The sequence below is a fragment of the Nocardia sp. NPDC057668 genome, assembly GCF_042799795.1.
Classification (GTDB): domain Bacteria; phylum Actinomycetota; class Actinomycetes; order Mycobacteriales; family Mycobacteriaceae; genus Nocardia.
On sequence record NZ_JBHVIC010000007.1, the window covers coordinates 337,567 to 363,870 of the forward strand.

The 26,304-nt window shown below is 68.9% G+C and carries 24 protein-coding genes, 1 tRNA gene and 1 riboswitch; of the genes, 16 read left to right on the plus strand and 9 right to left on the minus strand.

Features of this window, described 5'->3' with window-relative positions:
• Positions 1–108 precede the first annotated feature (108 nt).
• The 5 genes from topA to ACFVBH_RS34865 all read left to right on the plus strand — a co-directional run bounded on the left by topA (position 109) and on the right by ACFVBH_RS34865 (position 6,501).
• Entirely contained in the window at positions 109–3,048 is a 2,940-nt protein-coding gene (topA, locus tag ACFVBH_RS34845; protein ID WP_379008750.1) for a type I DNA topoisomerase, read from the plus strand.
• A gap of 106 nt (positions 3,049–3,154) precedes the next feature.
• Positions 3,155–3,661 carry a DinB family protein gene (locus ACFVBH_RS34850; protein WP_354990606.1) on the plus strand — a complete coding sequence of 169 codons (507 nt, stop codon included), beginning with the start codon at positions 3,155–3,157 and terminating at the stop codon, positions 3,659–3,661.
• A 56-nt stretch (positions 3,662–3,717) separates the two neighbouring features.
• Positions 3,718–4,935, plus strand: a complete 1,218-nt coding sequence (locus ACFVBH_RS34855; RefSeq protein WP_379008322.1) for a DNA polymerase III subunit delta' — start codon at positions 3,718–3,720, stop codon at positions 4,933–4,935.
• A gap of 62 nt (positions 4,936–4,997) precedes the next feature.
• Positions 4,998–5,073 (plus strand) — tRNA-Thr (locus ACFVBH_RS34860).
• Positions 5,074–5,502: 429 nt separating this feature from the next.
• Positions 5,503–6,501, plus strand: a complete 999-nt coding sequence (locus tag ACFVBH_RS34865; protein ID WP_379008325.1) for a three-Cys-motif partner protein TcmP — start codon at positions 5,503–5,505, stop codon at positions 6,499–6,501.
• Positions 6,502–6,503: 2 nt separating this feature from the next.
• On the opposite strand, the gene ACFVBH_RS34870 is transcribed toward ACFVBH_RS34865, so the two are convergent.
• The 3 genes from ACFVBH_RS34870 to ACFVBH_RS34880 form a co-directional block, all read right to left on the minus strand.
• Positions 6,504–7,247 (minus strand): DUF5131 family protein, encoded by a 744-nt coding sequence (locus ACFVBH_RS34870; RefSeq protein WP_379008328.1) that lies wholly within the window; start codon positions 7,245–7,247, stop codon positions 6,504–6,506.
• A 393-nt stretch (positions 7,248–7,640) separates the two neighbouring features.
• Positions 7,641–8,705, minus strand: coding sequence for a diacylglycerol kinase (locus ACFVBH_RS34875; protein WP_379008331.1), 1,065 nt, complete (start codon positions 8,703–8,705; stop codon positions 7,641–7,643).
• Between the two features lie 13 nt (positions 8,706–8,718).
• A complete protein-coding gene (locus tag ACFVBH_RS34880) occupies positions 8,719–9,507 on the minus strand; it encodes an SDR family oxidoreductase (RefSeq protein ID WP_379008334.1) in 789 nt (262 codons plus the stop codon).
• A 159-nt stretch (positions 9,508–9,666) separates the two neighbouring features.
• On the opposite strand from ACFVBH_RS34880, the gene ACFVBH_RS34885 reads away from it, so the two are divergent.
• The 3 genes from ACFVBH_RS34885 (at position 9,667) to ACFVBH_RS34895 (ending at position 11,331) form a co-directional block, all read left to right on the plus strand.
• On the plus strand, positions 9,667–10,299 hold the full coding sequence (locus tag ACFVBH_RS34885) for a TetR family transcriptional regulator (protein ID WP_354991481.1): 633 nt from the start codon (positions 9,667–9,669) through the stop codon (positions 10,297–10,299).
• Positions 10,300–10,431: 132 nt separating this feature from the next.
• A complete protein-coding gene (locus ACFVBH_RS34890) occupies positions 10,432–10,881 on the plus strand; it encodes a DUF2752 domain-containing protein (RefSeq protein WP_379008338.1) in 450 nt (149 codons plus the stop codon).
• 261 nt (positions 10,882–11,142) lie between these two features.
• A complete protein-coding gene (locus ACFVBH_RS34895; protein ID WP_354991483.1) occupies positions 11,143–11,331 on the plus strand; it encodes a hypothetical protein in 189 nt (62 codons plus the stop codon).
• A gap of 130 nt (positions 11,332–11,461) precedes the next feature.
• Here ACFVBH_RS34895 and ACFVBH_RS34900 read toward each other — a convergent pair whose 3' ends face one another.
• Positions 11,462–12,775: an aminotransferase class V-fold PLP-dependent enzyme gene (locus ACFVBH_RS34900; RefSeq protein WP_379008342.1), complete on the minus strand. Its 1,314-nt coding sequence runs from the start codon at positions 12,773–12,775 to the stop codon at positions 11,462–11,464.
• 51 nt (positions 12,776–12,826) lie between these two features.
• Positions 12,827–12,940: riboswitch (SAM riboswitch) on the minus strand.
• A 183-nt stretch (positions 12,941–13,123) separates the two neighbouring features.
• On the opposite strand from ACFVBH_RS34900, the gene ACFVBH_RS34905 reads away from it, so the two are divergent.
• Together ACFVBH_RS34905 and ACFVBH_RS34910 are read left to right on the plus strand one after the other, a co-directional pair.
• On the plus strand, positions 13,124–13,783 hold the full coding sequence (locus tag ACFVBH_RS34905) for a heme oxygenase (biliverdin-producing) (RefSeq protein ID WP_379008345.1): 660 nt from the start codon (positions 13,124–13,126) through the stop codon (positions 13,781–13,783).
• Between the two features lie 118 nt (positions 13,784–13,901).
• A complete protein-coding gene (locus ACFVBH_RS34910) occupies positions 13,902–14,537 on the plus strand; it encodes a LysE family translocator (RefSeq protein ID WP_354991486.1) in 636 nt (211 codons plus the stop codon).
• A 94-nt stretch (positions 14,538–14,631) separates the two neighbouring features.
• On the opposite strand, the gene ACFVBH_RS34915 is transcribed toward ACFVBH_RS34910, so the two are convergent.
• From ACFVBH_RS34915 to ACFVBH_RS34925, 3 genes are all read right to left on the minus strand, one after another.
• A complete protein-coding gene (locus ACFVBH_RS34915) occupies positions 14,632–15,096 on the minus strand; it encodes a flavin reductase family protein (protein ID WP_379008752.1) in 465 nt (154 codons plus the stop codon).
• Between the two features lie 103 nt (positions 15,097–15,199).
• Complete coding sequence (locus ACFVBH_RS34920) at positions 15,200–15,673, minus strand: YbaK/EbsC family protein (protein WP_354991488.1); 474 nt, start codon at positions 15,671–15,673, stop codon at positions 15,200–15,202.
• 39 nt (positions 15,674–15,712) lie between these two features.
• The gene (locus tag ACFVBH_RS34925) at positions 15,713–16,033 is read right to left on the minus strand and encodes a 2-oxo-4-hydroxy-4-carboxy-5-ureidoimidazoline decarboxylase (RefSeq protein WP_379008350.1); all 321 of its coding nucleotides are present in this window, start codon (positions 16,031–16,033) and stop codon (positions 15,713–15,715) included.
• 147 nt (positions 16,034–16,180) lie between these two features.
• Here ACFVBH_RS34925 and ACFVBH_RS34930 point away from each other — a divergent pair, with 147 nt between their 5' ends.
• Positions 16,181–16,999 (plus strand): crotonase/enoyl-CoA hydratase family protein, encoded by an 819-nt coding sequence (locus ACFVBH_RS34930; protein ID WP_379008352.1) that lies wholly within the window; start codon positions 16,181–16,183, stop codon positions 16,997–16,999.
• Between the two features lie 72 nt (positions 17,000–17,071).
• On the opposite strand, the gene ppa is transcribed toward ACFVBH_RS34930, so the two are convergent.
• Positions 17,072–17,560, minus strand: coding sequence for an inorganic diphosphatase (ppa, locus tag ACFVBH_RS34935; RefSeq protein ID WP_354991491.1), 489 nt, complete (start codon positions 17,558–17,560; stop codon positions 17,072–17,074).
• Between the two features lie 183 nt (positions 17,561–17,743).
• On the opposite strand from ppa, the gene dacB reads away from it, so the two are divergent.
• The 5 genes from dacB (at position 17,744) to ACFVBH_RS34960 (ending at position 23,832) form a co-directional block, all read left to right on the plus strand.
• Positions 17,744–19,168 (plus strand): D-alanyl-D-alanine carboxypeptidase/D-alanyl-D-alanine-endopeptidase, encoded by a 1,425-nt coding sequence (gene dacB / locus ACFVBH_RS34940; protein ID WP_379008755.1) that lies wholly within the window; start codon positions 17,744–17,746, stop codon positions 19,166–19,168.
• A gap of 14 nt (positions 19,169–19,182) precedes the next feature.
• Entirely contained in the window at positions 19,183–20,304 is a 1,122-nt protein-coding gene (locus tag ACFVBH_RS34945; protein WP_379008356.1) for a zinc-dependent metalloprotease, read from the plus strand.
• Between the two features lie 618 nt (positions 20,305–20,922).
• Entirely contained in the window at positions 20,923–21,930 is a 1,008-nt protein-coding gene (gene tilS / locus ACFVBH_RS34950) for a tRNA lysidine(34) synthetase TilS (protein ID WP_379008359.1), read from the plus strand.
• Between the two features lie 16 nt (positions 21,931–21,946).
• On the plus strand, positions 21,947–22,501 hold the full coding sequence (gene hpt, locus ACFVBH_RS34955; protein ID WP_354988262.1) for a hypoxanthine phosphoribosyltransferase: 555 nt from the start codon (positions 21,947–21,949) through the stop codon (positions 22,499–22,501).
• Positions 22,502–22,935: 434 nt separating this feature from the next.
• Positions 22,936–23,832, plus strand: coding sequence for a LysR substrate-binding domain-containing protein (locus ACFVBH_RS34960; protein ID WP_354988261.1), 897 nt, complete (start codon positions 22,936–22,938; stop codon positions 23,830–23,832).
• A 109-nt stretch (positions 23,833–23,941) separates the two neighbouring features.
• Here the strand turns inward: ACFVBH_RS34960 and ACFVBH_RS34965 are convergent, their stop codons facing one another.
• Positions 23,942–25,450 carry an amidase gene (locus ACFVBH_RS34965; RefSeq protein WP_379008364.1) on the minus strand — a complete coding sequence of 503 codons (1,509 nt, stop codon included), beginning with the start codon at positions 25,448–25,450 and terminating at the stop codon, positions 23,942–23,944.
• Positions 25,451–26,304 lie beyond the last annotated feature (854 nt).

Consider the following 26,304-nt stretch of genomic DNA (forward strand, 5'->3'; position numbering starts at 1 on the left):
TAAGTAGTCGCAGCCGTTTGCCCCAGCCGCTTACGGCGCGCACACCTAGCGCCGCGCGGATCTACAGGAAAGGTGTGTTCGCCGGTGGCAACACGAGACCGCGGTGCAGTGCCGAACTCCAAGGCAGCGCCCGACCAGGGCCGCCCCCTGCGTCGTCTCGTCATCGTCGAGTCACCGACGAAGGCCCGCAAGATCGCGCCCTACCTGGGTCGCGACTACGTGGTCGAGGCCTCGGTCGGTCACATTCGGGACCTGCCGCGTGGTGCGGCGGACGTGCCCGCCAAATACAAGGGCATGCAGTGGGCCCGGCTCGGTGTCGACGTCGACAACGACTTCGAGGCCATCTATGTCGTGAGCCCCGATAAGAAGGCCAAGGTCGCGGAGCTCAAGAGCCTGCTGGCCGACGCCGACGAGCTCTACCTCGCCACCGACCCCGACCGCGAGGGCGAGGCCATCGCGTGGCATCTGCTCGAAACGCTGAAGCCGAAGGTCCCGGTCCGGCGCATGGTGTTCCACGAGATCACCGAACCGGCCATCCTGGCCGCGGCCGCCGACACGCGCGACCTCGATCAAGATTTGGTGGACGCGCAGGAGACCAGACGCATCCTCGATCGGCTCTATGGCTACGAAGTCTCGCCGGTGCTGTGGAAGAAGGTCATGCCGCGGTTGTCGGCGGGCCGCGTGCAGTCGGTGGCGACCCGCGTCATCGTGCAGCGCGAGCGCGAGCGCATGGCGTTCCGCTCCGCCGAGTACTGGGACATCGCGGCCAAGCTCGACGCCGGCGATCAGGGCGAGAGCAATCCGCGCGTCTTCGGCGCCCGCCTGGTCAGCGTCAACGGCGCCCGGGTGGCCAGCGGCCGTGACTTCGGTTCCGACGGACAGCTCAAATCCTCCGCGACCAGCGCAAATCCCGGTGTGGTCGTCCTCGACGCCGCCTACGCGCAAGCCCTGGCAGGTTCGCTGCACGGGGTGGACCTGGCCGTCACCTCGGTCGAGTCCAAGCCGTACACCCGTAAGCCGTACGCGCCCTTCATGACCTCGACGTTGCAGCAGGAGGCCGCGCGCAAGCTGCGCTTCACCTCCGAGCGCACGATGCGGGTCGCGCAGCGGCTGTACGAAAACGGCTACATCACCTACATGCGAACCGACTCCACGACGCTGTCGGAGTCCGCGATCCAGGCCGCCCGGGCGCAGGCCACCCAGCTGTACGGCGCGGAGTACGTGAGCCCGACGCCGCGCCAGTACACGCGCAAGGTCAAGAACGCGCAGGAGGCACACGAGGCGATTCGCCCCTCCGGTGATGTGTTCATGACCCCGGGGCAGGTGCACGCCCGCGTCGACAACGACGAATTCCGGTTGTACGAACTCATCTGGCAGCGCACCGTGGCCTCGCAGATGCAGGACGCGCGCGGCACCACGCTGACCGTGCGGGTCACCGGTACCGCGAATTCCGGTGAGGAGTGCGTGTTCTCGGCGTCGGGCCGGACCATCACCTTCGCCGGTTTCCTCAAGGCGTACGTGGAGAGTGTCGACGAGGAAGCGGGCGGCCAGTCCGACGACGCCGAATCGCGCCTGCCGGTGCTGACCGAGGGCCAGGGCGTGACGGCGGTCGAGCTCGCGCCGGACGGGCACACCACCAATCCGCCGCCGAGATTCACCGAAGCCTCGCTGATCAAGACGCTGGAAGAGCTCGGCATCGGCCGTCCTTCCACCTACTCCTCGATCATCAAGACGATTCTCGATCGCGGGTACGTGTACAAGCGCGGCAGCGCGCTGGTGCCGTCCTGGGTCGCGTTCGCGGTGATCGGCCTGCTGGAAGCGCACTTCGGCCGGCTGGTGGACTTCGACTTCACCGCGGCCATGGAGGACGACCTCGATGCCATCGCCGGTGGCCGCGAGCAGCGCGGAAACTGGTTGTCCAGCTTCTATTTCGGCGGCGACATCGGCGCGGAGGGTTCGGTCGCGCGCGAGGGCGGCCTGAAGAAGATGGTCGGCGAGCGGCTCGACGGCATCGATGCCCGCGAGGTCAACTCGATCAAGCTCTTCGCCGACGAGGAGGGCCGCGATGTCGTGGTCCGGGTCGGCAAGTTCGGTCCCTATCTCGAGCGGATCATCGTCAATCCCGATGACCCGGACGGGGATCCGATCTCGCAGCGCGCGAACCTGCCCGATGATCTGCCGCCGGACGAGCTGACCAACGAGGTCGCGGAGAAGCTGTTCTCCACGCCGCAGGAAGGTCGTTCGCTGGGTGTGGATCCGGCCAGCGGGCACGAAATCGTCGCCAAGGAAGGACGTTTCGGCCCGTACGTGACCGAGGTGCTGCCCGCGCCCGCCGAAGAGGTAGAGGTCAAGAAGGGCGCGAAGAAGCCCGAAGCGCCCAAGCCGCGTACCGGTTCGCTGTTCAAATCCATGAATTTGGAGAGCATTACGCTCGAGGACGCGCTCAAGCTGCTGTCGCTGCCGCGCGTGGTGGGTGTGGATCCGGCCTCGAACGAGGAGATCACCGCGCAGAACGGGCGTTACGGCCCGTACCTGAAGAAGGGCACCGATTCGCGGTCGCTGACCGGTGAGGATCAGATCTTCTCGGTCACCCTCGAGGAGGCGCTCAAGATCTACGCCGAGCCCAAGCGGCGCGGCGGTCAGGCCGCGACCGCGCCGCCGCTGCGCGAGCTGGGTGTGGATCCGGTGTCGGAGAAGCCGATGGTGATCAAGGACGGCCGGTTCGGCCCGTACGTCACCGACGGCGAGACCAACGCGAGTCTGCGCAAGGGCGACGAGGTCGAGTCCATCACCGACGCAAGGGCTTCGGAGCTGCTGGCGGATCGGCGGGCACGCGGCCCGGTGAAGAAGGCGGCCAAGAAGACCGCCGCGAAGAAGACGGCCGCGAAGAAGACCCCGGCCAAGAAGGCCGCCGCCAAGGCGACCGCGACCAAGGCGACGGCCACCAAGGTGGTCAAGAAGGCGGCCGCGAAGAAGGTCGCCAAGAAGACGGCCGACGGCGCCACGACCAAGGCCGCGGCCGCCAAGAAGACATCCGCTTCCCAGTAGTCCGCGATTCGGATCGCCCGCTCCGGCGGGCGATCATCACGGTGGAGTGCGCCGGGGGCCTGCCGTAGCGTGTAGGCCGATACGCACCCAGGGGAAGGATCAGCGGATGACCGTCGACAACGAGCGTGAGCAGTTGATCGCGTTTCTCGCCGAGGAGCGGGACCTTTTTCGGATCACCCTGCGCGGGTTGACCGAGGAGCAGGCCCGGCAGCGCAGCACGGTCAGCGAGCTCACCCTCGGCGGTCTGCTGCACCACATCAACAACTGTGAGCGGCACTGGACGACCATCCTGGTCGAGCGCGACGAGAACGCCGAAATCGATCTCGCCGCAATGGATTCCGAGTACAAGATGGGTGCGGACGAGACGGTTGCCGGACTGCTCGCCGAGTGGGAGGCGACCGCCGAGCACACCGCGAAGGTGATTCGCGAACTCCCGACCCTGGACGACACGGTGCCGCAGCCGATCGCGCCGTGGACCCCGGAGCCGGTGCGGCTGCCGGTGCGCTGGGTGCTGCTGCACATCCTGCGGGAGATCTCCCAGCACGCCGGGCACGCGGACATCATCCGCGAGGCGGTCGACGGGGCGAATTCCACGTATTCGCGCATGCCCTGACGCGCCGCACCCGGCGGGGAGCGGGGGTGTCGGGGGCCGACAGTAGGGTGTACGGCGTGGCAGGAGTCTTCGATCGGCTGGTGGGCCAGGACGCGGTCGAGTCCGATCTGTTGGTGGCGGCGGTGGCCGCGCGCGGTGGCGCGGGGGTCTCGTCCTCGGCGATGACGCATTCGTGGCTGTTCACCGGGCCGCCCGGGTCGGGCCGATCCGAGGCGGCGCTGTGTTTCGCGGCCGCCCTGCAGTGCACCGATCCGGATAACCCGGGGTGCGGTACCTGCCACGCCTGCACCACGACGATGGCCGGTACGCACGGTGATGTGCGGCGGGTGGTGCCCGAGGGTTTGAGCATCACGACCAAGGAGATGCGGTCGATCGTGCAGGTCGCCGCCCGCCGTCCCAGTACCGGGCGGTGGCAGGTGGTGGTGGTCGAGGACGCCGATCGCCTGACCGAGGGCGCGGGCAACGTGCTGCTCAAGGTTGTCGAGGAGCCGCCCGCGCGGACGGTGTTCCTGCTGTGCGCGCCGTCGGTGGATCCGGAGGACATCTCGGTCACGCTGCGTTCGCGGTGCCGGCACGTGCATCTGTCGACGCCGTCGGCCGACGCGATCGCGCGGGTGCTGCGTGAACGTGACGGGCTGCCCGCCGCTCAGGCGTCCTGGGCGGCGGCCGTCAGCGGTGGTCATGTCGCGCGAGCGCGCCGGCTGGCCACCGACGAGGATGCCCGGTCCCGGCGCAAGCGGGCGCTGGCCCTGGTCGCGGCGACGGCCCGGCCCGGGGTCGCCTATACCGCCGCCGACGAGCTGGTGAAGTCTGCCGATGACGAGGCCAAGCAGTTGACCGTCGGCCGCGACGAGCAGGAGCGCGACGCCCTCGCGACCGCGCTCGGCGCGGGCGGCACCGGTAAGGGCGCGGCGTCGGCGACCCGCGGTTCGGTCGGTGTGCTCAAGGATCTGGAGAAGCGCCAGAAGTCCCGCGCGACCCGCACCGGCCGCGACGCCCTGGACCGCGCGCTCATCGATGTCGCGGGCCTGTACCGCGATGCCCTCGCGGTCCGGTTCGGCGCGGCGACCGCCGACTCGAAATCCGGTGTGACACTGACCCATCCGGACATGGCCGACCAGATCCGCGAGCTCGCGGGCGATGTCCGTCCCGAGGGCCTGCTGCGTTCGATCGAGGCGGTCCTGGATTGCCGCGAGGCCCTGGAGACGAATGTGAAGCCCCGCTTCGCGGTGGCGGCGATGGTCGCAACCCTGATAGCGGCCCGCTCCGCGTGACCGTGACCACCGATTTTCGCGATCCGCCCCCGAGACGATAGACTCGCACCGCCGGAAGGCACGCCGCCTTAGCTCAGTCGGTAGAGCGCTTCACTCGTAATGAAAAGGTCGGGGGTTCGATTCCCCCAGGCGGCTCCATGAAGGGCCCCGATACTTCGGTATCGGGGCTTTTGAGTTTGAGGGGTCTAACGGTTTCCTGGCCGGAGTTGCTGGTGTTCTGTTCTAGAGGGGCTGCATGGCTGACGACCTCGACACTGTGACCGCGGCGGCATCTCAGAATCCGTGGGCCTCGTAATCGGAGCAGCATCATGGAGCTGAAAGCTTCGGGATGCATCTGCGGATGACCACCGCGAGGTGGCGATCATCGATCGGTGGCTTGGTGAGCGGACCATGCTGCGGTGATCAGCAGTGCCAGGCTTCTTTCGATGATCGGACAAATAGGGCATGCATCGTCACGGCTGTGGCACCGAGAGTCATCTTGTTGGCCAACAGAAATGAGACGAGTTCAGTACTCTCCGGGGGTCAGGCTTGGGTGGAGCAGGCCTGCAGGGGCGGCAGGAGGCTCGCGTGGCACGCGAATGGTCCTATTGGACGAGCAACAAGCTCCAGATACTCGGCGACTACATACCTGCTTTCAACACGGCGTCGAAGCGGAGTGAGGAGCGACTCTACCTCGATCTGATGGCCGGTCGGCCGGAGAATGTTCAGCGCCTCACGGGAGAAGTGATCGATGGTTCGCCGCGGCGCGTGCTGTCCGCAGCCCCCGGATTTACGCGTCACTACTTCTTCGAGCTTCCTTCGAACGCTGGCGAGCTCGATGCCGTACTTCGGAAAGACTTCCCGCTCAAAAACTTCCGTGTGGTATCCGGCGACTGCAATCGCACGATCGACGGTGTGCTTGCCGAACTGCGGGACTTCCGGTGGGCACCCACCTTCGTCTTCATTGATCAGCAAGCCGCAGAGGTCGAGTGGGAGACACTGGTTAAGCTGGCCCGGTTCAAGGGAGAAGGAGCGAAAACCAAACCTGAGCTGTGGCTTCTGGTCTCGCCGGCCTTCGTCGCTCGTGGTGTCGGCGGCAGAAAGTCGCACGCTTTCCGGGAGAAGGTCACTCGCTTCTACGGCACCTGCAACTGGCTGAACATTCAAGAAGCGAGGGAAGCTCGCGAGATCTCCGGCGAGGAGTACCGCGACGAGATGGTCAACCTCATCCGCCACCAGCTGGCGGAGCGGCTCGGATACAAGTTCACGCAGCGGATCCCGATGCGGATGACGAACAAGAGCACCATCTACGACATGGTTTTCGCTGGCGACCACGACGTGGGCGACAAGATCATGCAGCACCTGTACAACAAGGCTGCCGAGCGCGAGCCTGAAATGATGGCCGAAGCCTGCCGGCTGAAGGCCTTGCAGCAGGAAGAGCAATCAGGCAAGTTCGCGCTGTTCGATCTGCCTCCCGTCACGCCGCAGGTCAAGGTCGACAAGCTCTGGCGGCCAACCTCGTATTGGCAACCTGGAACTCGGAAGTGGTGGACCGAGCGCGACCGGGGACTCGGCGCTCGGCCGTGACATCACGCCGTCAGGACGGGCATTCCGTCCCAGAGGCGACCATCGAGCTCGCGCCCCATGGCTTTCGGGGTCCGGCCGCCCCACTGCTTGAAGAAGAAGGGGACTGCGGCAGCCTCACAGGCGTCACGAATGTCGCGCACCCATGCCGGATCCATCGGCCGGTGGCCGACGCCAGATTCACCGCCGGCGATCACCCAGCCGATACCATCGAGTTGCAAGCAGCCGAGTGGGCCGAGCAACGGTTCGCACGATAGAAATCGGACGGCGGCAGGTACGTTGCGCAGGTGCTCGACGCGGTTCAGGTAGTCGGACGTTTCGACTGAGACTCCCATCCATACGTTGCTGGGCCAATCTAGTTGATCCGCAATGCGTTTCAATCGCAATGATCGTTTGGTGAGCACTTGGTATGTGTGTTGTGGGGTTTCGCGCATCACATCGAAGACGTCGCGGATGAAGCTGATAGGGACCTTGGCGTGGAACAGGTCCGACATGCTGTTGACGAACACGACGCGCGGCTGTCGCCAGCGCAGTGGAATATCCAGTGCCGAAGGATGAGTAGTTAGGCCGAATCCTGGACCTGACGTGCGCGGATCTCCATCGTTTTGGTACTTTTCCGCCCCCATCGCTTTGAGGCGCTTTGCTAGGGTCATCGCGTAGCAGTGATCGCATCCGGGTGAAACGCTGTCACATCCGGTCACCGGGTTCCATGTCGCTTCGGTCCATTCGATACTCGACTTGTCCGCCATGACACCTCCCCTCTTGAATTTGGTCTTGACAGTACATTCGGTAGGACGGGCGCAGTGCGTGATGGATCAGCTCGAGGGCTGCGGCCGCCGATGCTCTTGAACCCCAGCGAAGTCCCGTCGAAGTGCATTACTCCTACGTGCTGCGAATGTGTGTTCGATTGCTGAGAGTAGTCAGCTGATGGCGTCTTTGGAGGTGGATGATTGCCGTCGGGCAGTACTCGACGTCAAGGGGGAGTGCCACGTTCCCTCGCCCGCCGTTTCGAGGGCTATCTCCCCGGCGGCTAGGAAAGGCCCCCGATACTTCGGTATCGGGGGCCTTTTCGTGTGGTGGGGTGGGGTTTTCGGGCGTTGTGCACAGGTTCGGGACGGGCGGGGATGGATCCGGCGGACCGGTCAGGAGAACAGGCCGCGGCCGGTCGTCAGGGGGAGGTCGGTGGCGGTCAGGAGGCCGGGGCGGGCCGTGACCACCGCGGGGACCGCGCTGACCAGGCGGGCCGCCGTGCCGACCACGCCGGCCTCGGCGTGGTCGCCGTTGCTGTAGAGCTGCAGGTCCAGGGTGTAGTCGGGTTCGCCCTTGATTTCCACTCGGTAGCAACCCTTTCCGGCCGGTTGGGGCCAGTCGGGGGCGAGGTCGGGGTGCAGGCGGGTGACGTGTTCGAGGGTCAGGAGGGTGCGGTCGCCGCGGACGCCGTGCAGTTGGAAGCGCAGGGCCGCGGCGGTGCCGGGTTCGATGACCCGGTCGCCGACCTTGATCGGTTCGGTGGCAGGAATGCGTTCGAAATGCTGTGTCACGGTGTCTATTTCGACATCGAGGGCGTTGGCGAGCTGGCGGATGACGCTGCCCCAGGCGAGGGTGAGGACGCCGGGTTGCAGGAGCAGGGGGAGGTCGTCCAGGGCGCTGCCGAAGCCCATGATGTCGAAGACGACCTTGGGGTTGTCGTAGGTGGAGTAGTCCATGATCTCCGAGCAGACGATGGCGTCTATCCGCTCCGAGCCGCTGGAGAGCACCAGGGGCAGCCAGTCGTTGGCCCAGCCGGGGTCGATGCCGTTCACCCAGAGCGAGGCGTTGCCCGCTTCGGCGGCTTCGATGATGGGGGCGATGGCCTCGTCGGGCAGGGTCCCGTAGGGGAATTGCAGGAAGACTGGGCTGCTGGAGACCACGTTGATGCCCGCGCGCAGGAACGTCTTCAGATCCTCGACCGATTCCATGAGGCGGTCGTCGGCCATGGCGGTGTGGACTATGCAGTCCGGTTTCAAGGCGATGAGGGCCGCGGCGTCGGTGGTCGCGAGGATGCCGGTTTCGCGATCCAGGCCCGCGAGTTCGCCCGCGTCCTTACCCGCCTTGGCGGGGCCGGATACCCAGACGCCGACCAGGTCGAGTTCGGGCCGGGCCAGGATCGAGCGCAGGGCCCGACGGCCGACGTTGCCGGTACTCCATTGGACTACGCGATATGTCATGACGGACTCCGGTTCACAGGTCGGGCAGGCCGAGTTCGAGGTTGGGGGCCTCGATGCCGCCGTCGACCTCGAGGATCTTGCCGGTGATGTAGCCGCCGGCGGGGGAGCACAGGAAGACGATCGCGGCGGCGATCTCCCAGGGCTCGCCGAGACGCTTGAGCGGTGTCGCGGACTCCATGCGGGCCTTGATCTCCGGGTTCTGGGCGACGACGTCCAGGGCCGAGGTCAGCACCGAACCGACGGCGATGGCGTTCACCCGGATGCGCGGGGACAGGTCGGTGGCGGCCATGCGGGTCCAGTGCGCGAGGGCGGCCTTGGCGGTGCCGTAGGCCAGGAAGCCGCGGCCGGCGGTGCGGCCGAGCATGGAGGAGATGGACACGACCGAACCGCCGCCGGTCTCGAGCAGGTGCGGGACGGCGGCCTGGGTGAGGGCGTGCGCGGTAGAGACGTTGAAGCGGAAGGCGTCTTCCAGGAACTGCGGCGAGGTGGTGGTGAAGGTGTTCGGCATGGTGCCGCCGACGTTGTTGACGACGATGTCGAGGCGGCCGAGTTCGGCGGCGGCCCGGTCCGCGAAGGCGGTGACGTTCGACAGGTCCGACAGGTCGCCGGGCACGGTGATCGCCCGGCGGCCCAGGGCGCGAATCTTGCCCGCCACCTCCTCGATCTGCGCCGGGGTGCGGGCGGCCAGGGCCACGTCGGCGCCCGCTTCGGCGAGCGCGAGCGCGGTGGCGGCGCCGATGCCGCGGCCCGCGCCGGTCACGATGGCCACGCGGCCGTCCAGTCGGAAAGAATCAAGAATCATCGGGTGCGGTCCCCTCTCGGTGATGACGGTCACACGAAGCTTTAAGAACATTCGCTTAACTGTCAAGGAGGAGTTCTTTCCGCGCTGGTGGCGGCTATTCTGCTTACGGTGGAACCGCGCCCGGGCGTGCGGTCGGCTGGCGATGAGGGAGGTGCGGCGGTGGCGGTGACCGAGGCGCGGGAACGGATCATCCTCGCGGCGGAACGGCTGATCGCGGAGCGCGGGCAGAGCGTGCCGCTGCGCGACATCGCCGCGGCGGCCGGGCAGCGGAACAATTCGGCGATCCAGTATCACTTCGGCTCGCGGGACGGACTCATCGAAGCGGTGGTCGAACTGCGGATGGGCACCCTCGAGGTGCGGCGGCTGGAACTGCTTGCGGAGCAGGCGGGTTCGGGCGCCGAAGTCGGGGTGCACGAACTGCTCGAGGCACTGGTCATCCCCATGTTCGAGCTGGGGGAGCGGCACGGGATCAACCACTACGCGCGCTTCTTGGAGCAGGTGCACACCCATCCGGCGGTCACCGACGCGAGCAATCTGGAGAGCGAGGCGCGCACCTCGGTGCGAGTCATCATGCAGCGCTTGGACGGTGCGCTGCCGGAGCTGACCCCGCGCCTGCGGGTGCGGCGGTTGCGCGCGCTGTCCACGGCGCTGTTCGCGCTGCTCGCCGATCACGAGCGCGCGGTGGAAGCCGGTCGGATCGCCGCGGGGGATGTGGATGCCTGGGGAGAAATCGTGGACATGCTCGCGGGGGCGCTCACCGCGCCGGTCAGCACCCGCGTGCCGCTGCGCTGACCGACCCTGGCCGAGCCGAGCCGAGCCGAGCCCGGGTGCGAGTCGATTGATTTCCCGCACACCGATTTCCGGTCCCCGGGGGTGCGAAGTCGGCGGTGACCTGGCAGGTCCCGATGGTCGCCGCTAACGTTGATGCTCGTGGACACCGCTCTCGGCTTCGAATCCAGGACCCGCCCCAACCGGTGGGGCGTGGGCCTTCCGTTGCTCGTGGGCGCCGGGGTGGCGGCGGGGTTCGCGGCCCTGCATTTTCGCGATCCGCACGTGGAGGGATCGTGGGGGCTGTGCCCCTTCCAGGTGCTCACCGGATATTGGTGCCCCGGCTGCGGCGGCCTGCGCGGCCTGCACAACCTGACCGACGGCCGGGTGCTCGACGCGATCCAGAGCAACGTGCTGATCGTCCCGCTGCTGCTCGGCTTCCTCGCTTTCTGGAGTGTGTGGCTGGTCCGCGCCTGGCGCGGCAACCCGAAGCCTCGACTACCCAAGGTGCTGCCGCGCTCCGCGCTGTGGATAGTCCTGGTTCTGCTCTTCGCCTTCACCGTGCTGCGCAATACCCCGTGGGGGACGTGGCTCGCACCGGTGTGAGAGACGGGTCGTGGCGGACCGTGCACCTGTGGATGATTCGTCGGCGGATCGCCTCTTGAACGGGATGTATCGGACATTTCGTGCGCTCAGTGCCGGTCGGCAGGTTGTGCACAGCTGTGGATAACTCGGCGTTGCATCGAATTCCGGTTGGCATCGAGTTCTGCGGTGCGGCACGGTCGGGACCCTGCGGTGGGCAGCGAGTACCGGCCTCCGGCGGCGTGCCGGGGGAATGAGAACCGGCGGCCGGGGCATGCTCTCGCTATGAGCGATTCGTTGCGGGAGCGGGTGCGGGCCAAGCTGATCCGGCAGTTGGCGGAGGACGGTCCGCCCGACATCGAGCAGGAGGACGGGCGGCAGCTGTCCGTGCAGGACGATCTCGATCTGCTGAACGCCGTGGGCGACGACGACCCGGTGGTGGAGGAGCTCGCCGCGCGGTACCTGGTGCCGTAGCGCGATCATCGGCGGATCGGATCGCGGTGCACCCGCGATCTCGAACCGGTCCTGTTCCCGGTGGCCGTGATTCACGCGCCGCGCGCGGTCGCACCGAATCCGACTTCGATGCGACCGCACGGCCGGGACGTCAGAACCCGCAGGGCGCCGCGCCCGCGTCGGTGGCGGCGAAGGGGCGGGTTTCGGGGGCGGGGTTCCACTGGCCGTCGGTCTCGGCGTAGTCCCAGCTCGGACCCTTGTGGACGAGTGTGGATATCGCGTCCACGAGGCGATCGACATCGGTCGCGGTGGTGCCGAGCCCGATGCTGGCCCGCAGCGCCGCGTCCACGCCGAGGCGGGCCAGCAGCGGGTGGGCGCAGAACCGCCCGTCGCGCACCCCGATGCCGTGTTCGGCCGACAGATACGCCGCGACCCGGCCGGGTTCGAAGCCGTCCACGGTGAACGCGACGATGCCTACCGCGTCGGCGCTGTCCCGCCAGATCCGCAGGAAGTTCACGCCCGGAACGGTTTTCAGGCCGTAGCGCAGCCGGTGCGTGAGGTACCGCTCGTGCTCGAGCACCTCGGTCTCGTCCAGGCTCGCCAGGGCGTCGCAGGCCGCCGCCAGCGCGGCCACGCCCAGGACGTTGGGCGACCCGGCCTCGTGGCGCTGCGGGGCGGGCGCCCACTCCACGCCGTCCGCGCTGACCGCGCGCACCGCACCGCCGCCGGCCAGGTACGGCTCGGCCGCGTCGAGCCAGTCGCGGCGGCCGACCAGCACGCCCGCGCCGAACGGCGCGTACGCCTTGTGCCCGGAGAAGGCCAGGTAGTCGATGCCCGCGGCGCGCAGGTCGATGCGCCGGTGCGGGGCCAGCTGTGCGGCGTCCACCAGGATGCGGGTCCCGCACTGATGCGCGATCCAGGCCAGCCGCTCGAGCGGGAGCAGTTCGCCGGTCACATTGGACGCGCCCGTGATCGCCAGCAGCGCTGCGGGTTTGGCGCAGAGTTCGGCGACCACGCGCTGAATGGTCTCCTCGACGGTGTCCGCGGCGGGCACCACCCGGCGGCCGTGCCGGGTCCACGGCAGGAAGTTGGCGTGGTGCTCGACATCGAGCACCACGGTGTCACCGGGCACGCAGGCGGCGAGCAGGTTCAGCGCGTCGGTGGTGTTGCGGGTGAACACCACGACCTGGTCGTCGTCGGCGTTGAGGAAGCGGGCGACCGAACCCCGCGCGGCCTCGTAGCAGTCGGTGGAGATGCGCGAGGCGTAGCCCGCGCCGCGGTGCACGCTGGCGTAGTACGGCAGCAGCGCCGCGACGCGGTCGGTGACCTGCGCCAAAGCCGGTGCGCTGGCGGCGTAGTCGAAGTTGGCGTAGCCGGTCTCGCCACCTTGGACGAGGGGAACCCGCAGGTCGCAACCGGAGACGGTGGCGAGCGGGGCACAGGAGCGGTCGGCGAATGCAGTCATCACGAAATCCCATCGGGGCAAGGGACGCGCGATCAGAAATGGGTGATCGAGAGTCCGCGCTTGCCGCGCCCGGTCGGGCGGCGGCCCGGTCGTCACCTGGAGCACCCCACCGCGGAGGAGGGTTGCCGACCAGCTAGCCAGGGCTTTGCGCTGGTACTCATGACCTGATTGAGAAGGCTGGCAGACGTTCGGCGGGATTGTCAAGCCCTTCCGGAAAATCATCCGAAAGTTGGAAGGGCAGGGGCGGAAAGGTCGAATCGCGAGAACGTTGCTGACCCGTACAGTCGATGTAGAAGTTAGGGTAGCCAAAGTAGTGCGCCCTGGGAGTTGAAGCGAGGATGCTCGATCATGTTGGAGACCAGCACACCGTTCTCGACGCTCATCCGCACCGCGACCGAGCAGCAGCACGCCGAGGCGGAGCATTCCACGTTCATGCGCGACCTGCTCACCGGTCAGCTGGGCGTCGAGGCGTTCTACCGGTACACCTCGCAGCTGTGGTTCGTCTACGAGGCACTCGAAAAGGACACGGCCGCACTGGCTTCGGACCCCGCGGCGGGTCCGTTCATCCGCCCGGAACTGGCGCGCCTGGCCGCGCTGGAGACCGATCTCGCCCATCTGGGCGGCCCGAACTGGCGCGATGAGCTGACCGCGCTGCCCGCCACCGCCGCCTACGCGGCCCGGGTGCGCGAATGCGCGCAGACCTGGCCCGCCGGCTACGTGGTGCATCACTACACCCGCTACCTGGGCGATCTCTCGGGCGGCCAGGTCATTCGCGGTACCGCCGAGAAGCTGTGGAACCTGCCCAAGAAGGGCGACGGCGTGCGGTTCTACGTCTTCGACGAGATCGCCAATCCGGCCGCCTTCAAGCGCGAGTACCGGGCGAGCCTGGACGCGCTGCCGCTGGCCGGCGACGAGGTCGAGCGCGTGCTGGACGAGGCCCGCCTCGCCTTCTCCCTGAACACCGACGTGTTCCGTGAACTGGGCACGGAATTCGGCGCGCGAATCTGAATTCCGGACGCCCGGAAGGCCGCCGGCCCGTTTCATCAGGGCGGACGGCGGCCCGCGCCGAGCTCACCCATGGCGGTATTCCCTTGCATTCACCCCGGTGATGCGCTGCCATGGGTGAGTGAGTCCCGCTCTGCTGCTGAGCTTTATCGGGTTGTGCGTGCTGCTGGCCCTGACCCCCGGTCCGGACACCTTCCTGGTGCTGCGCTACGCCATGGCCGGGCCGCGCCCGGCGATCGCGGCCGCGGCGGGTTCGGCGGCGGGCGGCATAGTCTGGGCGCTGGTGGTGGCTGCGGGCGTCGCGGCGCTGCTGGAACAGTCGGCCACCGCGTATCGCGCGCTGAAGGTGATCGGCGGAATCTACCTGGTGTACTTGGGCGTTCGGGCGCTGCTCGCGCACAGGCGGGCCCGGCGGGAGGCGGAGTCCGAACTCGCGCAGGCCGCCCCGCAGGGCCGTGCGGCGTCGATTCGCTCGGCATTCGCCGCCGGTTTGCTGTCCTGCGTGCTGAACCCGAAGGTCGGGCTTTTCTATCTCGCGGTGCTGCCGCAGTTCCTCACCGAGGTGACGTTCGCGAACACCCTGGCCCTGGGCGCCATCGAATCCGTCATCGCCGCAATCGAAATGGTGCTGCTGGCCATGGCGGCCGCGCGGGCGGTGGAACTGCTGAAGCGACCGCGGGTGCGGGACCGGCTGGAGCAGTTGAGCGCGGGAATTCTCGCGGCCCTGGGCGTGGGCACCGCGGCCTCGGCGACCTAGGGCACCCGAACGGCCTCGCGACCCGGTGCACCCGCACGGTGGCGGCGGTTCAGCGCACCGGCGTGGCGGCGACCCGCCACGGCGCGGCTCGAAATCAGTCCGCGATCTCCGCACGGTGATATGCCCCGTCGTAGTACACCAGCGGCCCGACCGCGGGCGCGTCCTCGGTGTTGTCGTGCACCCGCGTGACGAGTCCGATGACGAGGGTGTGATCCCCGATCGGAATCAGCTGGTGCACGTTCGCGCGCACCCAGATCGGGGTGCCGTGCAGCACCGGTTCGCTCGTCTCCAGTGACGTCCATAGGGAACGGTCGGTGAACCGGTCGTCGGCGGACCGGCTGAAGCGCTGCGCGAGGTGTTTCTGATGCTCGCCGAGGAAGTGCACGACGAAGGATTCGGCCTTGGTCATGGCGGCGATGCTCGACGAGGTGGCCGCGATGTTGAACGAGATGAGCGGTGGCTGGGCGGAGAGCGAGGCGAACGAGGTCGCGGTGAAACCGACCGGCCCGTTCTCGGAGTTCAGCGTGACGATGGTGACGCCCGCCGGATAGTGCCGCATGGCGGCTCGGTACTGCTGGGCGGTGATGCCGCTCAGGTCGTCGGGCACATGGAGCTCGGCGCCGGGCGTCGGAGAATCGGTCACGCTCCGAACCTACGCCCTTTCAGTCCACGTCGATGGCCAGCCCGGCGGTGATGCGCACCAGTTCGCCGAAGGTGGTGCGGAAGACCGTGTTCGGATGCCCGCCGGCTGCCCACAGCTCCCCGTGGGCGGCCAGCGCGGTATCGATGAAGGTCGGCAGATTGAGCGGATGCCCGACCGGCGCGATCCCGCCGTCCGGTTGCCCGGTCAACCGCCGGACCATGGCGACGGGGGCGCGGCAGAGCGTCCCGTCCAATCTTCGGCCGGTCGTTTCCAGATTCACCTGGTGCGCGCCCGAGACCAGGAGCAGCACCGGATCGTCGTCCAGCAGGAAGACCAGGGATGTGGTGATCGCTCCCAGATCGACCCCCAGTGCCTGGGCGGCGTCCTGCGCGGTGTGTGCGGGACGGGGCTGGGTGAGGATCACCCCGTGATGCCCGCGGGCGATGAGTGTGTCGGAGACTCTGGCAGCGACCGGTGGTAAGGACCTGCGCATGGGACAAGGGTAGAGCGATTGCGGTGGATGTGCCGGGGTTCAGTATTCGGGATATCCCTCTTCCGGTCCGAGCATGCGGGTGAGGCGCGCACGGGTGATGCGGGCCAGCTCGATCACGGAGCGTTCCGAAACGGATTCGTGCGCACAGGAATCGAAGGCTTCGGCCAGGCCGGCGGCGGACAGGGCGTGCAGTTCGGCGTCGGCGGCGGTGTGGAGGGCTTCGTAGCCCGGATAGGGTCTGCCGTCGGCGATCTTCTCGGCCCAGGTGACGCTGCAGCAGCATTCGTAGAGGGCGTGGATCGCACGGCGGCGGGGGAGTGAATTGAAGTGGTCGAGGCCGATTCCGTGATGCATCAACATCAAGGTCTCCACAGGTAGAGGCGGGTTTTCGGAGGGTCCGTCAATCCTCGATCCCGCGACCCGCCGGAAACCAGTGCGGCGCAGCAGATTTAGCACAGGGTTTACACCGCCCGCCCGGACCGCCCGCACCCCCGATACGCTGGACCGATGACCGATTGGAAGGCTTTCGAGGTCGAGAGCAAGGACCACGTCGCGACGGTGACGCTGACCGGCCCCGGCAAGGGCAATGCCATGGGCCCGGACTTCTGGCGTGAGCTGCCGCTCATCTTCGGCGAACTCGACGCCGACCCCGAGGTGCGGGCCGTCGTGCTCGCCGGTTCGGGTAAGCATTTCTCCTACGGGCTGGACCTGCCCGCCATGGCGCCGGTCTTCGGGCCGCTGCTCGGCGGCGCGCTGGCCGGGCCGCGCACCGACTTCCTCAAGCAGGTGCGCAGCATGCAGGATTCGGTCACCGCGGTGGCTGCCTGCACCAAGCCGGTGATCGCGGCCGTGCAAGGCTGGTGCATCGGCGGCGGCCTGGACCTGATCGCGGCCGCCGACATCCGGCTGGCCAGCGCCGACGCCAAGTTCAGCCTGCGCGAGGCCAAGGTCGCCATCGTGGCGGACATCGGGTCGCTGCATCGGCTGCCCGGCATCATCGGCGAGGGGCATCTGCGCGAGCTCGCGTACACCGCCAAGGACATCGACGCCGCGCGTGCGGAGAAGATCGGCCTGGTCAACGACGTGTTCGAGGATCAGGACGCCATGCTGGCGGCCGCGCACGTCATGGCCCGCGAGATCGCGGACAACCCGCCGCTGGTGGTGCAGGGCATCAAGGACGTGCTCGAGCAGCCCAAGGCGGGCAAGGTCGCGGACGGGCTGCGCTACGTGTCGGCGTGGAACTCGGCGTTCCTGCCCTCGGAGGATCTGACCGAGGCGATTCAGTCCGTGTTCGAGAAGCGCGCGCCGCGCTTCCAGGGGAAGTAACGACTCTCGTAGCCGTGAAAACGAAAGGGTGGCACGGAATTCCGTGCCACCCTTCGTCGTGTCAGCGCGTGCTCAGTGGCCCTGCTCCTGCAGGCGCGCGTACGCCTCGGTGACCAGCTTCTCCGCCTTCTCGCGGCCTTCCCAGCCCTCGACCTTGACCCACTTGCCGGGCTCGAGGTCCTTGTAGCGCTCGAAGAAGTGCGAGATCTCCTTGCGCTGGAACTCCGGGATGTCCTCGACGTCCTGGATGTGGTTCCAGCGCTTGTCGCCGGCGGGCACCGCGACGAGCTTCTCGTCGGTGCCGGCCTCGTCGCTCATGATGAGCACGCCGACGGGACGGGCCTCCACGATCACGCCCGGGAAGACCGGCTCGGGCAGCAGCACCATGCAATCGAGGGGATCGCCGTCGCCGCCGAGGGTGTTCTCGATGTAGCCGTAGTCGGCCGGGTACATCATCGGGGTGTACAGGTAGCGGTCCAGCCGCACGCGTCCGGTCTCGTGATCAACCTCGTATTTGTTGCGCTGACCCCGGGGGATCTCGATGGTGACGTCGAACTCCACGTCATCTCCTTTTTCGGTGGGCGGTAGGGCTGCCGACTCGCCAGCTCGTTCGGGGGAACGACTGCGCAACGAGGATAGTGTGGGACCCGGGTGCGTGGGTTCGGCAGGGACGCCCGAGGCGGACATCGACGCCCGTGGCAGACATCAGGGAGACGGCGGCAGGTGGCTCGGAACAAGCAGAACATGGGTGGGCTGGAAGCCAAGCGGCGTCGCAAAACCTGGATCGTGGTGTCATCGGTGCTGGTCGTCGTGCTGGCGGCGGGTACGGCCGTGGTGCTGACGGTGCAGCCGTGGACCGAGGAGTTCCGCCACGGTGGCTTGACGATCGCCGCGGCGCCGGCGGCGGTGCGACCGATGCCGCAGGTGAGCCCGGCGCCCGCGACCGCGCCCGCGCCCTCGGCCGCCGGGCTGGCGGCCGCGCTGGCGCAGGTGTCGACCACGCCGGATCTGGGTGTCTTCGCGGCGTCGGTGACCGACGCCGAGACCGGAAACGTGCTCTGGACAATGGATCCCGACAAGCCGATGATTCCGGCGTCCAACGCCAAGGTTCTGCTGAGCGCCGCCGCGCTGCTGGCGCTGCCGCCGGATCACCGGGTGACCACCCGGGTGGTGGCCGGGACGGTGGGCAACGAGCTGGTGCTGGTCGGCGGCGGCGATCCCACGCTCACCGCGCAGCCCGATGGCAAGGGGTATTACGAGAACGGTCCCCGGATCGCGGACCTGGTCCAGCAGATCAAGAAGTCGGGCCGCAAGTTCGACACCATCGTGGTGGACACCTCCGCGTACGCGGGGCCGACCCTGGCCAAGGGCTGGGATCCGGTCGATATCGGCGGCGGGTCCATCGCGCCCATCGAATCGGTGATGATCGACGGCGGGCGGCTCGATCCGATGGTCGAGTACTCCCCGCGCACCACCACCCCCGCGCTGGACGCCGGGCGGCGGCTGGCGCGGGAGCTGGGCGTCGACCCGGACAAGACCCGGATCGGCACCGCTTCCCCGGGCGCGGTGGAGGTCGCCGCGGTGCACTCCGCGCCGCTGCGGGATCGGCTGCGCGACATGATGGTTCATTCCGACGACGTGCTGGCCGAGACCATCGGGCGCGAGATCGCGGCGGCGGCCGGCGCGGAGCTGTCCTTCGACGGCACGGTCACCGCGATGGGGACCACGTTGCGCGCCGCCGGATTCGACACCACGGGCCTCGCGCTGTTCGACACCAGCGGCCTCTCGGTCGACGATCTGATTCCGCCGCGCCTGCTCGATCGCCTGGTCGCGGTCGCAGCGCTGCCGTACAACGCTGGTGCGCAAGCCACTTCGGGCGCGGACGCCGGCGCCGCGGATCCGCTCGCCGCGCTGCTGGACTATCTCCCGGTCGCGGGCGCCACCGGGACCCTGGCCGAGCGCTACACCGAGCGCAATCGCGCGGCCGCCGGCTGGGTTCGCGCCAAGACCGGAACTCTGGACGTGGCAAGCTCGTTGGTGGGGTATGTGCTCGATAACGACGGGCGCGTACTCACCTTCGCGCTGATGTCGAACCAGCGGCTCCCCGCAGCGAGCCGTCCGGCCCTGGACGCCTTCACCGCGGTCCTGCGCAATTGTGGCTGCTCCTGACGGGTGGATTGAATATGACCGAATCTCGAGACAGTTCGGCCCCGGGCGTGCCCGCCGGTGAGCATCGGGACGGCGTGCTGGTCGAGACCGGCGCCCGCTCCCGTTCGGCGCTGACCGGCGCGGTGGACTGGGCGCTGGCCGCCCGCACCGGCGCCGCGCTGGTGCCCGCGGGCCCGCGCACCACGCGGCACGCCGCCGAACAGGCCGTCGCCGAGCTGTCCGCCGCCTCGATCCGGGCCGAGGGCCCGGTGCGCGAGGTGAGCGGGCTCATCGACGACGGCGCGATTCCGGCGGCACGGGTGGTGGACCGGCCGGGCTGGATCTCCGCGGCCGCCGATTCCATGGCCCAGCTCACCGGGACCGGGGTCGATCCGGCCGAACAGGGCCGGTTCGCCGGCAAGCCCGGCGGCGTGCAGGCCGGGGCCATGCTGGCGTTCCTGTCCACCGCGATCCTGGGCCAGTACGACCCGTTCAGCGGGCCGGACGGGACCCTGCTGCTGGTCGCGCCCAACATCATGGCGGTCGAGCGCGCACTCGGGGTGCCGCCCAGCGACTTTCGGCTGTGGGTCTGCCTGCACGAGGTGACGCACCGGGTGCAGTTCTCCTCCGCGCCGTGGCTGGCGGAGTACATGCAGCGCAATGTGGAGCTGCTCGGCGAGGCCGGTGACGAGCCGTTCCAGGAGATGCTCGGCCGGCTGCTGGAGGCGGTGAAGGATCGCCGGCGCGGTGAGCAGGATCCGGCGGGCGGCATAGTCGGCCTGCTGCGCGCCACCCAGGCCGAACCCCAGCGCGAGGCGCTGGACCGGCTGCTCATGCTCGGCACCCTGCTCGAAGGCCACGCCGATCACGTGATGGACGCGGTCGGCCCGGCCGTGGTGCCCTCGGTGGCCCGGATCCGCTCGGCCTTCGATCAGCGCCGCCAGCGCCCCGGCAACCCGCTGCAGCGCCTGCTGCGGGCGCTGCTCGGCATGGACGCGAAGGTCGCGCAGTACGTGCGCGGCAAGGCGTTCGTGGACGAGGTGGTGAACACCGTGGGCATGGACCACTTCAACACGATCTGGACCAACGCCGAAACCCTGCCCCGCCCAGCGGAAATCAGCGATCCCCAGCTCTGGGTGACCCGGGTCCTCGGCTAGGACCGCCTCTCCGGGAATTAAAGCCTGACTTAGGCGGTGCGACCGTTGCGTCGGCCGCTTGCGGATACGTGGTGGTCGGGTTCGTTCGTACCCCGGGAGTTACCCCGACCGGTGCGAGATCAGTTGTCGCCTGGCGCAACGCCGAAAGACTCCAGCCTGCGGGCCTGACTGAGGTGGTGCGGCCCGTGCTTTGGCCGCTTGCGGATACGCGGTGCTCGGGTTCGTTCGTACCCGGGGCGTTACCTCGGTCGGTGCGAGATCGGTTGTCGCGTGGCGCAACGCCGTAAGACCCCTGGCTCGGGTGGTGCGGCCCGTGCTTCGGCCGCTCGTGGACACGCGGTGCTCGGGTTCGTTCGTACCCGGGGCGTTACCCCGGTCGGTGCGAGATCGGTTGTCGCCCGGCGCAACGCTGTAAGGCTTCTGTCCGCGGATCGAGATTCCCATCGGCGGTGTGCGGCTCGTTCGAGCGTGTTTGCGACCGCGTCGGGCGGGGTCGCCTAACCCGTTGGAGCGCCGGACCGAAGGCGTCGGTGGGTTGCGTGCGTGCGCATTCAACGGGGCGGGCTTCGTGGGCCCGGTACCGGTGGGGGTGGTGGGTGGGCGTGCGACGATCGGGGGGTGAGTGACCGTCGGCGACTGCCTGAGACGCGAGCCGTGTTGGCGGCGCGGCATGCGGTGCGGGAGTGGGTTGGGCGGTACGCGGCCGGGAGGGCGGTGGCCGTGGGGTTGTCGGGGGGTGCGGATTCGCTGGCGCTGACCGCCGCAGCCGTGGTCGAAGCCGAGGGGGTGGACGCGCTCGTGGTCGATCACGGGTTGCAGGGCGGGTCGGCGGAGGTCGCCGAGGCCGCGGCGGCGGCCGCGCTGGCGCTGGGGTGCCGGTCGGCGCGGGTGTTGCGGGTCGAGGTCGGGCGGGCGGGCGGGCCGGAGGCGGCCGCGCGGCGGGCGCGGTACGAGGCACTGGATCGGGCGCGCGACGGGCTGCCGGTGTTGCTCGGGCACACCCTCGACGATCAGGCCGAGACGGTGTTGCTGGGGCTGTCGCGGGGGTCGGGTGGGCGGTCGATTCGGGGGATGGCCGAGTTCGACGAGCCGTGGGGGCGGCCGCTGCTCGGGGTGCGGCGGGCGGTGACGCGGCAGCTGTGCGCGGACGCCGGGCTCACGCCGTGGGAGGACCCGCACAATCTCGCGCCCGAGTTCACCCGGGTGCGGCTGCGGACCGAGGTGCTGCCGCTGCTGGAAAAGGTGCTGCACGGGGGCGTGGCCCCGGCGCTGGCCCGCACCGCGGCGCAGCTGCGGGAGGACGGCGACGTGCTGGACGCGCTCGCTGAAAGTTTGCTGACCGCGTCCCGTAATGAGCGCGGGCTCGAGATCGAGACGCTCGCCACTGCGCCGGCCGCGATTCGCCGCCGCGTCATTCGCGCCTGGTTGCACGAGGGTGGCGCAAAATCATTGACGGACAGCAATTTACGAGCGGTCGACGCGCTGGTCACGCGATGGCGCGGGCAGGGCGGGGTGGCGCTCGGCGGTTCACCGAGTGGGACGAGGTTGGTTGCCGCGCGTGAACATGGCACGCTCATACTTGGCTGGGACCGCGTCGACACCGACGGCGGTCGACACCATCAGTGAAGGGATACCAGCGGACGTGTACGGGGACGACATCGCGTCGGTGCTGATCAGCGAAGAAGAGATCGCGGCGAAGGTCGACGAGCTCGCGGCTCTGGTAGCCAAGCGTTATCCCGCCGACGCACCCGAGGGTGATCTGCTGCTGGTGGGAGTGCTCAAGGGCGCGATCTTCTTCATGACCGATCTGGCCAAGAAGCTCACCGTGCCGACCCAGATGGAGTTCATGGCCGTCTCCTCGTACGGCTCCTCGACCTCCTCCTCGGGTGTCGTGCGCATCATGAAGGATCTCGACAAGGACATCGCGGGCCGCAATGTGCTGATCGTCGAGGACATCATCGACTCCGGGCTGACGCTGTCGTGGCTGCTGCGCAACCTGTCCAGCCGCAATCCCGCCTCGCTCGAGGTGGTCACGCTGCTGCGCAAGCCGGACGCGCTGCGCACCCAGGTGGATGTCATGGCGGTCGGCTTCGACATCCCGAACGAGTTCGTGGTGGGTTACGGCCTGGATTACGCCGAGCGCTACCGCGATCTGCCGTACATCGGCACCCTGCATCCGAACGTCTACGGGGGCTAGTCCGGCGGGCGCCCGCCCGGTCCGATCTTCCGCACCCGCCCGCCGCTCGTTTCCGGCGGGCGGCGTCGTCGGTTCGGGGTGTGCGGCGCGTCATTCCGCGGCCGATTCGCCCTTCCTGTGACGAAACTCACGTTCGGCGGCCGAGCGCTGTGATCCGGTTAACCCGAGGGCGTTGCTGGGCGGCCGCGCTCGAGTCGCGCCGGTCGGCGGGGGTGTGTAGCGTGGTGTGTGTTACTGCTGGTCACATACCTGCATGAATTCTCGCCTCCGCCACGAGCGGGAATGGCCAGGAATTCGCCCCACCGGTTACCGGAATGTTACGGCCTGCCCCTATGCTCTCTGTAACAAACCTGATGGCTGTTTTCTGAGTCGATTTCCGACTTTCGAACCAGATACGGCTGGTAATTCAAGACCGATTCTGATAGCAAGGGGCTATGGACCCGCATTTGCGCGACCTGCGGTATTTCGTCGCCGTCGCTGAGGAACTGCACTTCACCAACGCCGCCCAGCGGCTGCACATCGCACAGCCGACCCTGTCCCGGCAGATTCGGCAGCTCGAACGCCAGCTCGACGTGGTCCTGTTCGACCGCAATCAGCGCAGCGTCGCGCTCACTGTCGCGGGCAAGGAACTCCTGGAAGGCGCACGCCGCATTCTGGAGCTGTGGGAAGTCACCAACGTCGCACTCCAGGAGGCGGGTGAGGTGCTGCGCGTCGGCATCCAGTCCTCCATCGGACGCGGCCTGATCACCGACCTGGAGAGCGCCAGCGGCCATCGGCTCGCCCTGCACTCCGCGTCCTGGACCGACCCGTCCAGCGGCCTGGCCGGGCGCCAGGCGGACCTGGCGCTCATGTGGCTGCCCGTACCCGACACCGGTCGCTACCGGTGGCAGGTGCTGCGCACCGAGCCGCGCTGGGTGCTGCTGCCGGAGAACCACGCGCTCGCCGGTCAGGAGACCATCGAGTTCGCGGATCTGGTGGACGAGCCCTTCATCGCCATGCCCGCCGAAGCCGGTGCGGCCCGCGATTTCTGGCTCGGCGCCGACGCCCGCAACGGCCGCCAGGCCAAGATCGGCGCGGAAGCGGCCACCGCGGAAGAGCGCCTCGAGGCGGTCTCCCTCGGCCTGGGTGTCTGCCTGCTCGCCGAGAACAACGTCCCGATGTACCGCTGGCCCGGCTTGACCGCCCGCCCCGTGGCCGGCCTGGCCCCCTGCGAACTCGCCGTCGCCTGGCGCGCGGACGACGACCGCCCGACCATCCTCGAGTTCGCGGCCCGCGTGCTCGACGGCGGTTTCGCGGTCCGGGTTCCCGCTACGTCGGGTCAGTCCGCCTAGGCAGCACCCGCACGGTAGTGGCCTCGAGTCGGAGGCAAGGCCACTGCCGATCGTGGTTCCGACAGAAAAGGCAGTCCCCGTGGGGGACTGCCTTTTTCGTGTGCCCGCCTCAGGGGCAGGTGCGCCGCCAGGGGAGCGTCGACTCGATCTGGGCGGCCAGGCGGAGCAGGGTCGACTCGCTGCCGGGCGGACCGGCGAGCTGGGCGGCCAGCGGCATGCCGGTGCGCGGATGCAGCCCGGTCGGCACCGAGATGGCGGGCCAGCCGACCAGGTTCCACAGCGGGGTGAACGGGGAATAGCTCACGTTCGCAACCACATTGGCGAGCCAGGGACGGCGGTGCCAGCGGCCCGCGCGCGGCGGCGCGGTGGCCAGGGTGGGGGTGACGACCACGTCGTAGCGCTCGAAGTAGTCGAGCAGGCGGGCCTCGATCCGATCGACCTGCGCGGCCCGCACCAGACCGCTGCGCAGCGCCAGCTTGCCCAGGGCCACGTGGGTGCGGGTGCGCGGTTGCAACATCTCCGGGTAGGGGACCGCGGCGGCCTCGCGTGCGGCGTTGGCCACCCAGCGCAGCATGAGCGCGAAAGTCGCGCCCTGGTACGGGAGTTCGGATACGCCGATGGTGTGCCCGGCGCGCGCGGCGGCCGCGGCGGCCCGATCCGCCGCGGTGGTCCAGGCGCGATCCACCCGGCCCAGGGCCAGCGGCGGGGCGGTGGCCAGGCCGATGCGCAGGGTCGGCGGCTGCTCCAGATCGGCCAGCGCCGCACGATCGGCGAGCACCGACAGCATCAGCGCCGCGTCGGCGACAGTCGTTGCCAGCACACCGTTTTCGGTCATGCCGCCCCAGGAATCCACCCCGACCTCGGCGGGCACCAGGCCGCGCCCGGGCTTGAGCCCGACCACGCCGCAGCACGCCGCCGGAATGCGCACCGAGCCGAGCCCGTCGTTGCCGTGCGCGAGGGTCACCATGCCGGCGCCGACCGCCGCCCCCGAACCGCCCGAGGAGCCGCCCGCGCTGAACCGCTGATTCCAGGGGCTGCGGGTGATGCCCTCGGTCGAATCGGTGACGCCCCACAGCCCGAGTTCCGGGACGCTGGTCAGCCCGACGACCACCGCGCCCGCCGCGCGCAGGCGCCGCACCACCGGGTGATCCCCGGCGGCGGGCAGGCCGTCGCCCGCCAGCGACCCGGCCCGGGTGACCTCGCCCGCGACGTCGACGTTGTTCTTCACCACCACCGGCACCCCCGCCAGCGGCAGCATGTCCAGGTCCGGCCGGTCGGCCAGCGCGCGGGCCTCGGCGAGCGCGGCCTCGGTGCGAACCACGCTGAACGCGTTGACTTTCCGGTCGCGAGCGTGAATCCGGTCGAGGGCGTCGCGCACCATCTGCTCGGCGGTGACCGAACCCTGCTGCACGGCGGCGGCGATTCCGGTCGCGGTGGTGGCGTCCACGGGCGGTAGCGGATCGAGGAAGGGGGAGGAATCGGGTGCGGAACTCGCCGGATGGGCATCGGTGCGGTCGAGCGGCTCGTGGTCGATGTTCGCGCCGGTGGAGTCGTCCATGGTCATCAGTACCCCGTTCACCGCCGTGCGGTCCGCTAGCGCGGTGCCCTCGTCGTACATGCTGGTGTTCCCCCGTCGCCTCGTGTCGAAATCGGGTGATCCGCTGTGCAGGCGCAAGTTATCATTTCCCGCAATTGCTCGGGGATGATGGTGTCGGGTGTGGCGGGAAATTATCCGCGACAGCAAGAGTTCGACAGTGCGGACGTCGTTCGAGGATGTCCGCGCCGAGCCAGATAGGTGCGGACATGGCTTCAGGTTCCGAGCGCCACTCCGGCCCGCACTCGGCGGGAACGGAATTCAGCGCGGTCGCGGCCTTCACCGCGGCCTGGGGCTCCGGCGCCGGAGCCGATCCGCCGAGCATCGCGGACTTCCTGCCCGACGCCAGCACGCTGCGCCGGGACGCCCTGCTCGAACTGATCCGCGTCGACATGCGCCATCGCTGGCTGCGCCGCACCGCGCCGCACCTGCCGCCCGGCAGTCTGCGCAAGCGCCTGACCGAGTACTGCGCCGAATTTTCCGAGCTCGACGCCCGGGATCTGCCGCCGGGGCTGGTCTACGAGGAGTTCGTGATCCGCCGGCACAGCGGCGAGCGCGTCGATCCCCGCGAGTGCCTGCGCGAGTATCCGGATCAGGCCGCGGAGCTGCGGGAACTGCTCATCGCCGATGACGTGGACCAGAGCACCCGGGCGCCCGGACTGCTGGAAACGGCCACCCGGGACACGCCGGAGCCGCCCGCCGACCTCGGTGAGTCGACGCGTGTCGGACCCGCGCCGAAGCGGTTCACCGGCGCCGGGCTCGGCGACGCCGCGCGGCCGGGTATCGACGACGGCGAAGCGACCCAGCTCGGTCCCGGGCCCGACGATGAGGGCGAACCCACCCGGCTCGGGCCGACGCCGGACGACGACGGCGAGGCA